Annotated in this window: 3 protein-coding genes; all 3 read right to left on the reverse strand. The window is 43.1% G+C overall.

The annotated features are described in order from the left end of the window. Positions 1-17 precede the first annotated feature (17 nt). Genes BGM27_RS02155 through BGM27_RS02165 form a run of 3 tightly spaced genes read right to left on the reverse strand, consistent with a single transcriptional unit; the run spans position 18 to position 17,010 of the window. Positions 18-3,869: an alpha/beta fold hydrolase gene (locus tag BGM27_RS02155; protein ID WP_007409661.1), complete on the reverse strand. Its 3,852-nt coding sequence runs from the start codon at positions 3,867-3,869 to the stop codon at positions 18-20. Positions 3,870-3,919: 50 nt separating this feature from the next. Next, positions 3,920-11,299 carry a type I polyketide synthase gene (locus BGM27_RS02160; protein WP_007409660.1) on the reverse strand — a complete coding sequence of 2,460 codons (7,380 nt, stop codon included), beginning with the start codon at positions 11,297-11,299 and terminating at the stop codon, positions 3,920-3,922. Next, positions 11,299-17,010 carry a type I polyketide synthase gene (locus tag BGM27_RS02165; protein ID WP_007409659.1) on the reverse strand — a complete coding sequence of 1,904 codons (5,712 nt, stop codon included), beginning with the start codon at positions 17,008-17,010 and terminating at the stop codon, positions 11,299-11,301. Before BGM27_RS02165 ends, BGM27_RS02160 begins: the two co-directional genes overlap by 1 nt. Positions 17,011-17,015 lie beyond the last annotated feature (5 nt).

Here is a 17,015-nt window from a genome sequence, read left to right on the forward strand (position 1 = left end):
TACTGTATGTATCGTTTTCATCCCTTACTTACTGATTTCTTGATGAATTCTGACACCGCTTTATTAAATTCTTCCGGATGTGTAATGTTCGGAAGATGCCCCGCTCCCTTAATTTTCTTTAATTCTGCATTACTCAGCAGGTTCTGCAGCCTTTTTGTTTCTTTCTGATCAACTACGCTTTCCTTCTCACCCGTAAGGATAAGCGTTCTTGTATGAATGTCTTTTAAAAAGCCGATTGTAGAATAGCCTTCTTGTTGATGTATCTTCATAAAACGTTCAATAGAAGCATTTAAGAATTGATTACTGTATAAACTTTCATATTCATGCGACTTTCCTATAGCTATAAAATCATTTTTCAGTTTTTCCTCGACACTGCTTTCAGGGTCTTCTTCGTATGCGGTGTAACTTCCGGAAAGAATGAGTGTTTTTACTTTTTCAGGGTATTCATAGGCTATCCTCTGCCCTATCATGCCTCCCCAAGAAGCTGCCGCAATGTGGATCGGCCAAGCAACCCCTATCTCGTTCAGCACTTCGATAAAAGTCTGAGCCAGCCCGCTCAGTGTAAAATCGGCGCTCCCCTCACTCAGCCCGTAACCCGGTGTGTGTATGACAATTACATTAAATTGATCTGCCCACTCCTTCATTTGTTCTTTCCACATGTAAGCAGTGGTAGCAAAACCGCAAATCAGTAAAATTGTTTCACCCTTACCGCTCATCAATATTTCCATATGCCGGGCATTTTCTGTGTTTGCCAGAAAATGAACGGTTTCCGTTTCTTCTGTCTGGTAAAAAGCGATAAGTTTTTTTGCGGCATCGCTTTGATCGTGCTGAAGGGCTCCTTTCTTCAGTCTGCTCCAATAATGCAAATAATCGTCGAGATGACGATTGGAAGCTGTGCCGAGTATCCGGAAAGGACTTTCAGCTTCTCCCGTAACGACTGACGAAGCATCAAAATCGGCTGCAATCGCTGAATCTCTTACCAGAGGCGGTGCTGAACGGGCGGATAACGGCTTGAAATCGTTTTGTATTTTTTCTTTTTCTCCGTATAACACGATCAGCTGGTGGCCTTGGCCGAGAAGCGAGTGTTCAAAAGCTTTGATTCCGGCAGTATTTTCTAATGGGTGAAGTCCGTACTCCGTTTTCATAATGTCTTGAATGCCGGGATCAACTGACATGCCTCCGTCTTTCCAGAAAGGCCAATTTACAGCGATGGTTTTTCCTGATCTTCCCCCCGCCTTTCTCATACATTCCCTCCACTCGGCAAAATGCTCCAGAAAACGATTGGCGTAGGCGTAATCGGCTTGACCCAGACTTCCGATTTCTGAGGAGATGGAAGAAAACAAAACAAAAAAGTCTAAAGGCATATCTCTGAGCGCTTCATCCAAATGAATCACACCATTGACCTTTGATTGCAGCACCGCTTGAGCTTCCGCGTCTGTTTTATTCATAATGAGAGAGTCTTTTAACACGCCTGCACTGTAAATGACCCCGTTGACTTCGGAATAATCAGCATGAATTTTTTCCGCTAACTTGATGACCTGCTGCTTATCTGACATGTCAGCCTGGATATAAGAAATGCTTGCCCCGTCATATCGGATGCTGTCTAATTTTTCTTCCATGTCTGCTGTCATTTTCGATCGCCCGGCAATGATAACGCTGGCTCCGTGATTTGCATAAAGAAACGCTGAAATAATCCAGCCGATGCCGCTTAATCCTCCGATGATGAGATACACCCCGTTTTTTGCAAACTTGGCGGCCTTTTGTCCTGTTTGCGGCGAAGCGTCTTTATATGCTGTCACCCGCCTTTTTTGATCGCTGTCATATTTCACAGCCTGATGATGTCCGGCACTTAATTCATTGAGAAGCAAAGGTGCTTTTTCAATGGTTTGTCTTGAAGAAATCTCAACCGTTTTACACTTTATATTCGGCTGCTCCGCATTCAGCGTTTTAAAAAAGCCTCCAATCGCGGCGTAAACCGGATTTGTATATTGACCCTTGTCATGTACGTACAAAATGTTGATGTTTTCTTTTGTTTTTTGACGGATCAATGCTTTGCTTAAATAAAGGATTGAATAAAAGCTGTGAGTCAAATCTAACGCTGCCTCAGTATAAGCTTTTTTTGACAGGTAATGAATGATTGACGCCGGAAATGCTCCGGACTTTTTCATATCTTCTAAAAGTCTGGTGTAATGAGCAGACTGCTCCGGATTAATTTTATAATGCTTTTCATTTACCATTTCATATTCAGCAGCGGCTTCCGCATAAATAACATTTTCACTGCCGATGTACTTTCGGATTTCATCACTCAATGAACTGTCGAAATCGAAAATCAATGTATTTTCCTTAGGTACTTCTCCGGACTTTAATGGCGATTCTATCCATTCTTTTTGTAAATACAAGGAATCAAGCACCGGCTTTTCAGACGGCTCTTTCGTTTGCGTTTTTTCTTTAAAAGCTGCGGCCGGCGTATTACGCACATCATATTTTTCTTCTAAATAAGCCGCTAAATCATGAATATTGTTATAATCAAAAAGCAATGTCGGATACAATTGTGTATCCAATCTTTCCTCGAGCATTTTCGATATATGCAGCAGCTGTTTTGAGTCAAGACCCAGTTCGTAAAAAGATTGGTGTTTGTCCGCATTATTTGGCGGTGTGTTTGTAACCTCTCCAATAATGGATGACAGCTCATCTGTTAATGTTTTATGACTGTCTTGGTGCTGAACTGTATCGGAGATAGAGTCTGTAATGTCGGCTCCGTATTTCCCCTGCAGAAATTCCGTCAATTCACCGATTGTGGAGTAATCAAATAATAAAGTCGGGTACAGCTTTGAACCTAACATCAGTTCTAATTTTTTGGATAAGTCTAATAATTGTTTAGAATCCAAGCCCATCTCGTAAAAGGAAATATCATTCTTCACTGTTTCAGCAGGTTTTTCAATCATGCCGGCTATCTCTTGGATCAAATTATTTCTGATCATTTCTTTATTGTTCGCTACGCTGCCGACTTCTTTAGCTTTTTGGGAATGCTCCAGCCTTTGTATTGATTTTTCATTTCTGACTCTTTTCACACCGAATCGCTCATAATAAAAAGCAAGCACTCCATCAGGCCTGTATACTTCTATGTCCGCATATAAAATGTCTTTAGAAGGCGGCTGCGTTATACTGGTTTTATTAATATACACAAAACAAGACCCAGTTGTTTTATGCAGTGCCCGGAATGTCTCAATATATATAGGGATAAACGCATTTGTTCCTTCATCCGGCAAGTCTGATGTAAGGATTCCCAACAAGCTGAGAGACCCATCCAAAAATGCGGGATGCATGTAAAAGTCATCTGTATATTCTTTTGAAAGTCCGCTTAAACTGACCTCTCCCAGAATATAATTTTCACCTTCATATACCGTACCTTCCAATTTCATAAAATCTTTATGAATCAGGCCGCCCCTGCGCAAATTACGATAGGCGGATTCAGCATCCGAAATCCGGACGGCCCCTTTCTTTAATTCTTCAATTGAAATTGTCTTTTCGTTTATCGCATTTTTTCTTATGATTTCCGCCTGCAAGTTGACTGACGCTTCACCTTCCGCCTTTTCAGCGACCCATTTCCTGCTTGTTGTTTCAACAAGCCAGCCGTTTTCTTGTTCCGTAAACTGAAAGGTGACTTTTTTATCAAAATGGACTGACGTCGCAACAGGTTCACGGAATAAAACATGTTTGATTTCAAAACTTCGGGGTGATATCCCTTTCTCAGCTAAAAATCGTGTTATTAAATCCAGATACGTTACGCCGGGTATCGTACGCACTTGATGAAGGACATGGTCTGAAACAATATAATCGTCATGTTTGACTAATACGCTGAACCTCATGCAACTCGACAACCTTTCTTCTTTTACAAAGTAAAGAAACAGAGCAGGTGCTACTCTGTTTCATCAATAATTTCAAGAAGCCGTTTTTTATTCTGTTTGATTTGTTTTTTCCGATTTGAATCCGGCCAGTACTCTTTTCTGACAAACTCGGCAGGCGGCAGCGGAGTTCTGACGGAATGATATGAATCATCCAGGCCGCTTACCAAAAGGTGGGCGTTTGTTCCGCCAAAACCGAAAGCGCTGATGCCCGCCCTCCGTTTTCCATCCTTCCAGCTTCTCAGCTCTGTATTCGGATAAAAAGGCGACTTTTCAAATTCAAAGCGGGGATTTGGCGTTTCACAATTCAATGTAGGCGGAATTTCCTTATGCCATATTGATAAAATCACTTTAATGAAACTTGCCGCTCCGGCAGCGCTTAATAAGTGTCCGATATTGGTTTTCACACTTCCTACTCCGCAAAATTGCGTTTTGTTTGTGTCTCTTCGGAATACTTTTGTCAGAGCCTGAAGCTCAATCGGATCTCCAATCATCGTGCCTGTGCCGTGAGTTTCGACGTAGCTGACTGATCCGGGAGTGATATCGGCTTTTTCAAATGCATCTTGAATAACCTGCTCTTGAAGCTTAGGATTCGGAGTCGTAATTCCCATTGTCGCACCGTCGTTATTAATAGCTGATGCTTCAATGATACCGTATATCCGATCTCCGTCAGCTTTCGCTTTCTCCAGCGGTTTTAACAGAACAGCGCCAAAACCCTCTCCGGGTACAAAACCGTTTGCCCTTTCATCAAAAGTAAAACACTGACCGTCCGGCGAAAGAGCTCCTCCTTCTGTTAACATCAGGTAAGGAATTTCATCCAAAAGCAGATCCGCTCCTCCTGCCAGCGCCATCTCTGAATCACCGTTTTTTATGCTTTGGCAGGCTAAATGAATGCTGACTAATGAAGAAGAACAAGCGGTATCAGAAACCATGCTTGGACCGTGAAAATTAAAGAAATGCGACACATGTGAAGCAATGAAGTTTTGACTAAGCCCGACAATGTGGCTGCTGCTTTCTTTCGGCAGTTTGTGACCGTAGCCGCCCATTCTGGAACCGACAAATACGCCGACTTTTTTTCCCGATAATTCTGTTTCTTCATAACCGGCATCCCGTACAGTCTGTACACTCGTTTCTAAGAAATGTCTTATCAGCGGGTCCGTTTGGATGGCTTTCTCCTCTTCCATGCGGAAATACTCCGGATCGAAGCTGCCGATTCCATTGATAAATCCTCCCCATTTGCTGATGCTTTTTCCCTTTTGCTGCACCGGAGAGTAATTTTCTTCTATATTCCACCGGGAATCAGATACTTCTTTAATATGATTCTTCCCTTTTCTCAGATTGTCCCAAAATTCCTCTTTATCAGCCGCTCCAGGGAACTTACATCCGATTCCGATAACAGCTATCTTTGCAGAGGAAGCCGTCTGCGGTTCTGTATTTCGGCTCGTCACAGACTGCATATCTTGCTGATTGCTGCTTTGAGAATCAGTCTGTTCGACTTGTTTTTTCAACGGCGGCGCCGTCTTACCGATATATTCCGCAAGACCATGAATCGTGTTGTGTTCAAGAAGCACAGTAGGGTCAATTTTTTTCTGAATCATTGCTTCTATTCGATGTATAATGCTGACAAGTAGTATAGAATCCACACCGTATTCCTGAAAATCCGTATTTGGGTTAAGCTTTTCAAGGGGAATGCTCAATTCCTCGGCAAATACGGCAGAAAGTTCACTGACAAGCCCTTCTGAATGATCAAAAGTGTCGGGAGTCTCCTGTCTTCGGACTGGAACCGAAGCTCCGCCGGTTTTATTGATGTTCAGGAGACTGTCTGCATGAAACACTGTTCCTTTTTTCACGATAGGAATGATATTGGCCGATTTTCTCTCCAGTGCATGATACAAAATCGCCAGTCCTTCCCGTGTGGATAGAGAGTCCAGTCCCAATTCATCATATAAAGGACTCGTCACAGTACCCATTCCGACTTCTTTCCAGCTCGGCCAATTGATGGACGTGAAATACGTTCTCCCCTTTTGAAAATGATAAACCGCGAAATAGTCCATATATGCGTTTGCAGACGCGTAATCAGTCATTCCTTTCGACAGTTTGGGTGACTGTGCTGCAATTGATGAAAATAGAATAAAGAAATCCAGCGGCCTATTATTAAAAATCCGCTCCAAATTCTGAAGTCCAGTGACTTTCGGCCCGTACACCGTCTTAAATTCACTCATTCTTTTATGAATAAATGCCGGATTTCCGCCGCTGTGCAGTCCGGCACAGTGTATGACACCGCTTATATCTTTAAATTCAAGGCTTACTTGGTGAAAGAATGAACGCAGCTTCTCTTCATTTGTGAGAGAACCGCTGTAATACATATAGTTGACACCTTTCTCTTCAAAACTTTGAAACAGTTTTATATTGCTGACTGTCTTTTCGTCCTGTCTGCCCTCTTTCAGCAAATGATCCCATTCACTTCGCAAAGGTAATGGACGCGTACCCGTCAGCACGAGTTTTTTCACTCCCCGTTTCACCAAATCTTCAGCTATTGCTCTGCCAATGCCCCCTGTCCCGCCGGTAATCACGACGGCTTTATCCGCAGGAAATGAAACAGGCCCGCCGGTATGGATTCTTTCTTCTTCAAAATACGGAACATATCTGACGCCGCTGCGGTAGCATACTTCATTCTCTCCGGTACATTGCCTTTCATTCTTAAAGATTTGTTTCAGCTCATGCGTTTCTTTCATGCTGTCTATATCTATTGTTTTCACATGAACAAAGCCGTATTCCGCAGAAAGGGCTTTCAGAAAAGCCGCTGATTCTGCCCCCGTCAGCTTTGGTTTTTCCGCTTTAAATACCTGCAAGCCATTGGTGATTTGTAAAATGGATAATGGTGTTTCCTTTTTACTCCGCTTAATTATTTCTTGTATAAATAAGAATTTACCATATGGGATGCCGTTCTGATTGTCACTCTGGTTTCCGATATCTGAGAAATCAAATATATTTTGGACCTGCCGCTCACCGCCCGAGAAGATCTCACGGATAACGTGGTATGCGTGGTTTTCATCTAATAAAGAACACTCAAACATTTGATCAGAGTGTTTTATAAATGAAGAGTGATGTTTGATGACAATCAGATTCTCCTGATCTATATCCGAACAAATGGAGCGGGCAATTGATTCTGTGTCTTGATTTACAAATGCTACTGTCAGTCCGTACTCTTTTGTTTCGGATGGATTTACAAACGGATTCTCCCTCCATTTTTTTTGCAAGTGATGTTGAAAAGAATGCTGAGGGATCTCTGTCTTCTCAGTCCTGGACGGAACCCAATAACGTTCTTTTGCAAACGGATAAGTCGGAATTGAGATCCGTTTACCCGGCTGCTGTAAATGTTGATGAACGGATTTCCAGTCGATATCCGCCCCCCAAACCCATAATTGAGCCAGCTTTTCCGCTTCACCGTTCTCAATAATGGTCTTTACAAACAATTCACCTGCTCTGCCTTCCGTTAACGCCTTCATTTTTTCAGCAAATGCATCTGCTGATTGCTGATGAACATATACGCCTGGAACTTGCTTGTCACCGCGGCAAAACTCAAATAATTTATCTTTCATTTCTTTAAGAGAGGTACCGGTAATCGCCGCTCTGGCCTCCATCGCTTCTCTGCCCGATTGTGTAGTGTATGCCAGATCCCGTAAAACGACGCTTTCCGATTGGCTGCCTTCCATCACTTCATTCGGGAACAGGTTTCTTATCGCTCCGGCATATTCCTTCAATAAGTATTCAGTAACCGCTTGAATGGAGGGGCAATCAGTTAATTCATACATCGTGAGTTCAATATGAAACATTTCGTTAATAAAATCCGCCATCCGGCTTAATTCCAAAGGTCCTACGCCAAATTCACTCAGGTGATCAGCAATATTAATTTCTTCCGGATGGATATGAAGCAATTCCGAAACAAACGGTTTGAGTACTTCATACACCTTTTCTTTCATATCAGGCTGCTTATCCTTTACTTCAGGACTTAGTGAACGCTGGATAAAATCTCTCATGTTTTCGGCATACTCAAGAAGACGTTCATTGTCTTTGGCAGATAACAGGACAATATGCGGTTCGTTCTCAACATGTTCTGTTGAGACGTTTGTTTCTTCATATTCTTCTATAATGATATGAACATTCGTTCCTCCCGCTCCGAATGAGCTGATCCCCGCTCTTCTCGGAACAGTTACTGTTTTTCCGTTTTCCTGCAGTTTCGGTTTCTTCCAATCTTGCAATGACCGCTGTACATAAAAGGGAGAGGCTTTAAAATCAATATTTGGATTCAACGTCTCCGCATGTATGGAAGGAAACAGTTTTTTCAGTTTCATTTGCAAAAGAACCTTTGTCAAACCGGCAATTCCCGCTGCGGCCTCAAGATGGCCGATATTTGATTTGACAGAACCGATGGAACAATATTGAGTGTGCTCCGTAAATTCCCGAAACGCTTTTGTTAACCCGGTGATCTCAATCGGGTCTCCAAGAGAAGTTCCCGTTCCGTGAGCTTCAATATAACTAATTGTACGAGGGTCAATACAAGCTTTCTGAAGCGCGTCCTGTATCAGTTCAGATTGACCATTTGGATTAGGAACCGTAAAACCGTTTGTTCTCCCTCCGTGATTGACCGCTGTCGCTTTAATCAGCGCATAAATATGGTCTCCGTCCCTTACCGCTTCCGCCGCCGGCTTTAAAAGTACGGATCCCACTCCTTCTCCCGGTACATAACCGTCACCGCCCTCGCCGAATGTCCGGCATCGGCCATCACTTGCAAAGAAGCGGCTTTGATTTAATAATGTATATTTATTCGGATGAAGCGTAAGATTGACCCCGCCGGCAACAGCAAGTGTGCTTTCTCCTCTTCGTATACTTTCACAGGCTAAGTGAATGGCGTTAAGAGAGGATGAACACATTGTATCAACCGCCATACTCGGCCCCTTAAAGTTAAAGAAATATGATATTCTGTTTGCTATTGCAGAAAATGGAGACCCGACGGCCAGTTCATTTCCTTTAAGTGATTCTTCAACGCCGAAAAATTGATAGCTTCCATATGTGACGCCTGCAAATACTCCGACCTTTTTGCGGGTCAGATCTGAAGGTTTATAACCCGCATCCTCTATGGTATTGTACACTGTCTCTAAAAAGAGACGTTCCTGAGGATCAAGAAAAGCCGCTTCTTTCGGTGATATCCGGAAAAATAAAGGATCAAACCGGTCTGGATTTTTCAGAAAACCTCCCCACTTATAGCAGCTTCCCTCCAGCATTTCTTTCCGGTCATCAGGAATTTCGCTTACGCAATCCCGTCCATTCATCAGCACATTCTGGAACTCCCTGATGTTTTCCGCACCCGGGTATCTGCCGCTGACACCGATAATGGCTATATCAGCAGAAAGGGGATCGGCCGCAATGTGCTCTTTTGAACCTTCTCCTTCAGAGCGTACCGGCGCTTTTGTTTTCACTGGTTTTCTTTTTTGCTTTTTTTGATATGAGACAAGTTCAGATGTGCCGGCCGGTTTCAGCAGTTTCATCATTCGTTCGCTGTGATGACTCAGGAAATATTCAGCTAACTGAGATATTGAATGATATTCAAAAAATAATGTTTTCGACAATCTGCCGATACTTTGCTCCAGCTTTTTGGTCAGACGCATGATCATTACTGAATCAATGCCGTATTTCTCCAGGTATTGTTTTTCATCTATGAGTGAGACCGGTAATTTCAATTCCTCTGACATTATATTTTTCAGATAACTGATGATATTTTGTCTTAATTCATCGTTTTGCAAATCGGCATCTTCCTGCTGGTCTGAATGTAAGCTGATTGTGCCGGCACGCTTCAGCACATCCTCAATCTTTTCTTTTCGGCCTTTCAGGGCAATCAGCTGTTCAGATGATTGACACAAGCTGTTCTCCAGAGCCTGTATTCCGTCACTGTCATCTAACGGGTCAAGACCGAGTTCCTGTTTCATGTAGGATATTCCTTCATCGTCAATATTCATCCCGCCGGAAGTCCATAGCGGCCAATTGACTGACACTATCCTTTCGGCAGACTCTTTTGCGGTCATAACTGCTGCATACTGATCCAAACAGGCATTGGCGAAAGCATAGTCACATTGGCCGGCTGAGCCGAAGACTGCCGATGTGGATGAAAACAAGACAAGTAATTCAACTTTCATTTTTTTGATTTCTTCCGCCAGCCACAGCGTGCCATAAACTTTCGAACCTGTGACTTGATCAATTTCTTCTTTTGTCTTTCTTAAGATAAAAGAGTCACGGAGTACGCCGGCACTGTGAAATACTCCATGTAAGGTGCCGAACTGCTCTTTTGCAAAAGCAAACATCCGTTCAGCATCACTTTGTTTTGAAACATCAGATCGGATATATTCAACTGTTGAACCTGAACTTCTTAAATATTCGATCTTTTTCTCCTGCTCTTCAGTTAAATCAGAGCGCCCTGTCAATATGAGATTCGCTTTCCATTTTTCCGACAGATGTTTTGCCAGAATATAACCGAGACCGCCCAGGCCTCCTGTAATCAGATAATTCCCATGATGTTTCAGCGGCTGGGTTAAATCGAATGAGCCGGCTTTATTATAGCTTTTCGTAAAACGTCTGCCGTTTTCATAGCGCACTTCAAAATGGATATCCCGTTTTTCGTCACACTCTCTCTGATATATATCCGCTATTGCTGGAAGAGCGGCTCCCGCACCCTCTGATTGCGTGATATTGATAATCTGATAGTGAAAATTGGGGTGTTCCTGGTGAACGGTTTTCACCAATCCGCCGAGAGCATGATGCAGCGGCAGTTGTTCTTTATTCTCTGTTTGAAAAATATGCGTCAGCTTTATTATCTTTTTCCATTTTAGTTCAATCAGCGCCTGTGTAATATACAGAAGAGAAAACAATCCGTTTTCCAATTGTTTCTGTATACCTTTCTTACTCATGTCAGCCTGAGAATCAGACCACAAGTGAAGAATCTTTTCGGGCAGCTGAAAATGATCATGAATGTATCGGAACAGCTTTAGATAATCGTCTTTTTTCACGTGGTTCATACAAATCGTATCATCATGTAAAACAGCAAATTCTTTTCCGCGGATAACAAACAAGAGAGTACAGTCCTTAAACAAACCGCTCAATTCTTGTATTTGCCGTTCATTTTCTGCAAAAATCAGGAGCAATCCCGTCAAGGGTACGCTCTTCTTACTGGGAATGAACGATTCAGTCCATTCCGGCTTGTAATATAAAAGCGGATGGTTCGATGCCCGTGATTTTTGATTCTGAATGGATGTCACACGGGCATAGCCTTCGTCAGCCGACATTTGTCCTGTTTGAATCAGATCAAGAATATCGCTGAGTAGTTCACGTTTTCCGTTCATCATTCTTCCCCCATTAATTGTTTCAATACAGCCTTCTGATCAATATCATTGGTTTCCAATTGACGCAGGAGACGAATGAGTTCGTCGTCCGTCTGAACAGTGTCTTTTTCATGACCATATCTGAATCTCACATCTCTGCACTCTGCCAGAATGCTTCCGTTTTTATCTGTAAACGTCATATGACACGTTACATCACGGCTGTTCTGCCGGTTCTCTTTTTGAGTATAGACATAAAAATTTTGAGCGAGAGGGTGATAGACATCCGCCGCTCCCATTCCGATCAATTCCGGGAAGGTTTCTCCGCTGACAAAAAACGCACTGGCTTGAATCGCGGACTCAAGCGCTTCAGGAGAGATCGTAAAATTCTCTCTTTTTGCATAAAGCTCATCCGGCAATGAATGAAGCGACAGCATTCCGTCACTGTTTTTCGCTGATTCAATGACAAAAGGCGCTTCAGCAGGATGTTCAGTCATTTTTGATTTGACTTCAGCAATATCAAGCGCTTCAGGAAACATACCGCTTTCAGGCTTAACAATATGCGCATTTCCCCTGGCAAGACGTACTTTATTTTCATTTTTTGTGTTTGCATATATGTCAAACCGCGCAAAGTCGCGCTCAGGCGTCAGCGTAATCATCAGTTCCCGTATATCAGTCATTCCGTTCATGCTTTCGGTCCACAATAAATCAGTCAATGTTTGAACCGGTTGTCCAAATGCTGCCGCTGCATTGACGATAGCCATTTCAGCCAAAGATGCATAAGGGAAAAAGGACACGTTTCCTTCAGACAGACTTAGTGCGAACGGATGATTACGGCTGATTTTTTTCGTGAAACTGAACTGATTAAAATCGGACGTGTTACTCCCCAAGAAAGGGTGAGTCGGCTTACTCACATCCGCTGAAACAAGTGCTTCCCCTTTTTCCGCTATCCAATACCGCTGTTTGATCAGCGGTTGTCCCGGAATAGAAATCCTGCGAGCATTCCGATTCACCTCAAAAGTCTCCCAATCTATCTTTCTTCCATTTACCCATTTGGATGCTGCTTCGGCGTAATCTGAACAAACGTGAGGCATTTCATTGTGAACTTCTGATTCGAATGTATTACCGGTATAGCTTAAGCTGCTTTTTTCACCCCTGGTATAAGCTGAAAGCTCTTTAGCAATGACCCGCTCGGAATCTGCCACTATCGCCAGCCGTTCTTCCATATGATCGCGTCCCGTCTGAAGTGTATAGGCAATATCCTGAAGACGCAGTTTATGATTGTTATCCTTCGATTCATTTTCTGATAGAAAATCAGCCATAACCTTTGCATATTTTATCAGCCGTTGTTTGTCTTGAGCCGATAAAACAAAGATCACTCGGCCGCTTTGATGATCAAAAGCTTTTGGCGGCTCATACGCTTCCAATATAAGATGCGCGTTTGTTCCTCCTGCCCCAAAAGCGCTTACCCCGGCTCTCAAAGGATGAACAGCATTGCTGTTTTGCGGAATATTCCATTCAGCCGCTTTCCGCTGCACTTGAAAAGGAACCTGATCAAAATCTATAAACGGATTAACAATATCGGAATGCAGAGAAGGAACAAGCTGCTTATTCTTCATTTGGAGAAGCACTTTCGTTACCGCAGCGATTCCTGCCGCAGATTCTAAATGTCCGATATTTGATTTCACCGAACCGATGGCGCAAGGATGGTTCAATTGATAGGAATCTTTCAGTCCTTGAATTTCAATCGGATCGCCTAATGACGTACCCGTTCCATGCGCTTCAATATAATTGACGGTATTCGGATCAATGTCAGCTTTACGAAGCGCTTCTGAAATGACCTCCGCCTGTGCATCCGGATTCGGTATGGAATATCCGCTCGTCTTTCCTCCATGGTTAACGGCGCTTCCCTTAATCACACCGTATATTTGATCTTGATCTTCTATTGCTTTTTTCAATGGTTTTAACAATACGGCCCCGACTCCCTCACCGGGAACATAACCGCTTCCATCTTTTCCAAAACTCCGGCATCTGCCGTCACTTGATAGAAACTGTCCCATACTGAGGAACTTATATTTATTCGGATGTATTGACAAATTCACTCCGCCGGCTAATGCCATATCGCTCTCTCCGCAATGTATGCTTTGGCATGCGTAATGAATAGAGGTCAGTGATGAAGAGCACATTGTATCCAGAGCCAAACTCGGACCTTTTAAATGAAAATAATAAGACACCCGATTGGCAATTGAAGAATAGACGGAAGCCGGCGAGAAAGCCACTCCATTTTCTTCTCCTTCAAATAGTTGATATTGGCCCCACATTGCACCGACAAATACACCGACTTTCATCTTTTCCAGCATGTTTCTCGGGTACCCTGAGTCTTCAAAACAATGTTTGGCCGTTTCTAAAAAGAGCCTTTCCTGGGGATCCATAAGTTCTGCTTCCCTTGGGGAAATATGAAAGAAAAGCGGATCAAATTGATCGGCTCCGCTGATAAAACCTCCCCACTTGCTGTAAGACTTCCCTTTCATATCTCTGTCTTCGCTGAAGAAATCATCCATATTCCAGCGGTCAGGCGGGATTTCTGTAATACAATCTTTTCCGCTCTTTAAATTCTCCCAAAATTCAGGTAAGTCTTCAGCCATCGGATACTTTCCGCTTAATCCGATAATGGCAATGTCCTCATGCCTTGTATCAGCTGTTTCATTTATTTGGATCTCACGGCTTTCATCCTCCATGAAGGTATCTTGAAGTGCAGATTCCAATTTTTCTTTGTCACCTTCAAACACGATCAGCTGTGATGCGTTCAGAGAGAGTGAATCTTGAAAAGCTTTGATCCCATTGGTTTTACTAAGGGGAACCATACCGATTTTTTGTTTCATCCATTTTTCAGTTTGTTTATCCACTTTCATGCCGCCGTCTTCCCATAGCGGCCAGCTGATGGCTACTGAGACGCCGGAGCGTTCTTTTTTCCGCCTCATTCCTTCACGCCACTCAGCGAAAAGATCGATGAACCGGTTGGCCAATGCGTAATCCGTCTGTCCGATATTCCCGTACATCGAGGTGCTTGATGAAAACATCACAAAGAAGTCCAAAGGTTCGGTTTGCAGCAAGCTGTCCAATAAGACCGTCCCATTTATTTTCGGAGCGATTACTTCCTGAATTTCATCTTTTGATTTTTGAATCAATAAAGCGTCGTGCGTCACACCGGCACTGTGTATCACACCGTTGATTTCTCCGAATTTCCTTTTAATGGTTTTTATGATTCGCTCTGCATCGCGGCTATCTGAAAAATCACCTCTTATATATTGAACCGAAGAACCGCCTGCTTTCATTCGGCTGATTTTGTTCTTTTTGTCTTCCGTAAGTTCAGAACGGCCCGCTAAAATAATATTGGCTTTCGTTTGGGCTGCAATATGTTCTGCAAATATAAGGCCTAAGCCGCCGGCCCCTCCTGTAATCATGTATACTCCGTTTTCTTTAAAGGAGAAATCTGAGTTTGGAGCCGGTTCTGCTTCCCGTAAGGCACGGACCCAGCGCACATTTCCTTCATAATAAAGATCGGTTTCTCCCGGATGCGCTTCCGTAGATTCGACTCTGATGATTTCAGCTGTAAGTTCCGGCAACGATGACTTGTCTGATACTGATATCCCGATTGTCTTAAGGGCCAGTTTCGGGTTCTCAAGCACAATAGACTGCCCTGCGCCATGGACTGAAGCGTAAAGCGGCTGATCATTTTTATGATCCGCCGGATAAAGGAAAAGCGATACAACCTTTTTTTCCGTCTTGCTGCGCATCAATGCCCGGCTGAAAAAGAATAGCGGGTAAGCCCCTTTAGAAAGCTGTTCACTTATTTTTTCCGGGCCGGCAAATGATCCTTCCGGCCACCCGTACACCACGGTGTCGGGCATTTGCCCCCTTTTTTTCAGATCAGCTGCAAGCCTGTCAAAGTGAGCTTCCTCCCTGTGATCTATCTCATAAACACCGTCTCCGTGATAGGAGAAACGATTCCCTGATAAAACGAGAATGATCTGTGTATTTTCGAACCCATTTTCAGCATTTTCCCGCATAAAATGAAAAAGCTCTCTGTCATATTGAAACAGCAGGCATGTTCTTTTCTTTTTATTGCTGCAATGCGGGTCCCAAGCGGCAGGCTTTTGTCTCCAATACGGCGTTAAATATGTCAGAGCCGTATGATTCTCTCCATGATGAAGAGGGAGGTCTTTGTCAACGAAAGTCTTTTCGCCGCTCTCTGCAAAATAATTTGCAAGTTTTTGAATCGTCGGATACTCAAACAATAAAGTAGGGTACAGTTCCCTGCCTGTTTTCTCCTCCAATGCTTTTACGGCTTGCATAAGTGTTACGGAATCGAGGCCTTGTTCATAAAAACCTTTTACAACAGAGAGTGTTTCAGGGGCAGTCCCTTTGATGTCTGCGATCAGCTGCTGAATGTCTCCTTCTGTTATAAGAGCGGAAAGATTTTCGTTCTTACTTTCTTTCATGTCAGGCTTTTCAGCCGGTTGATTTTGCGTTAAGAAATAACTGGACATTTTTTGATTTTCTTTAATATACGCGGCGAGTTCCCGGATCGTTTTCTGCTCAAACAGGAGTGTAGGATACAGCTGTTCCCCTGTTTTGTTTTCAAGTTCTTTGACAATGGCAAGCAAAGAAGCTGAATCCAGGCCTTGTTCATAAAAACCAATGTCTGTCCTTATGTCACGCAGATCTATATTTGAAACCCCGGATATTAATTCTTTAAGGTGTGTCTCGATGCTTTCGCTTCGATTTATGATTGAATCTTTTCTGATCAGGCTGTCTTTTGGCTGAGAAGCCGCTTCAGTTTCCAAACGAGTCTGCTTCAGGTTTTCAATTAAATCTTTTGAGCGAATATGTTTCACAGACAGCCGCGTAAAATAAGCGATCATCTCCCCGTATGCATCGTACAAACCGTAACTTACTTGGATGACATCCCCTGAATCATGATTTTGGTCTTGCTTCTCTATGTACACATAACACCTGTCTTCCAGGCGCTTCGTCATACGGAAAGATTCAATATGAATGGGAATATACGTTTTCATCCGGCTTGCCGGAGATCCTTGTGTAAAATATTCGGGACATGCCTGATAAAGGATCGATATGATGGTAGACGCATCAAGAAAAGTGGGATGCAATTGAAAATAGCCGGTATATTGATTGGCAATTTGGCTGAGCGACAACTCTGCAAGTACAGAATGATCAGACGCATAAACCTTCCCCAGACTCTTCATAAATTCAAAATGCTCTATATCAACCTTTTTTAAATAGTCATAACATATCTCCATATCGGCTTCACGGACGGAGGCATGTTTGATTTCATCGATATGAATTGAACTCATGCTTTCCGGGAATTTCTGCATGAGCCTGCAGGTCATATTCTCATCCCAGCTTTCATCCAGGATGCGGTCATCTTTTACCTTTCTGCTCTTCGCCTGAATTTCCCATCCCTGTTCCAATCCCTGAAAACGGATGCGGATTTCTCTGTCAAAGGTATCCGATGTTGCTACAGGTTCCAAATACAAAATATTCTGACATTCGAGTTCTTCAATAGGCAAACCTTTGCTCAGCGCCATACGGTATATCATATCTAAAAATGTGACACCGGGTATAATCCGGGTGCCATGCACCCGGTGATCCCTGACAATATAGTCCGTATGTTTAATTGTTAATGTGAACTGATAGTTTTGATTACTGGCCACCTGTC

The sequence above is a fragment of the Bacillus sp. FJAT-27001 genome (genome assembly GCF_019039175.1).
Lineage (GTDB): Bacteria > Bacillota > Bacilli > Bacillales > Bacillaceae > Bacillus > Bacillus velezensis.

What these genes read in the sequence shown, in the direction of transcription:
- BGM27_RS02155 (WP_007409661.1), bottom strand. Translation starts at nt 3,869, where the DNA reads ATGAGGTTCAGCGTATTAGTCAAACATGACGATTATATTGTTTCAGAC.
- BGM27_RS02160 (WP_007409660.1), bottom strand. Translation starts at nt 11,299, where the DNA reads ATGAACGGAAAACGTGAACTACTCAGCGATATTCTTGATCTGATTCAA.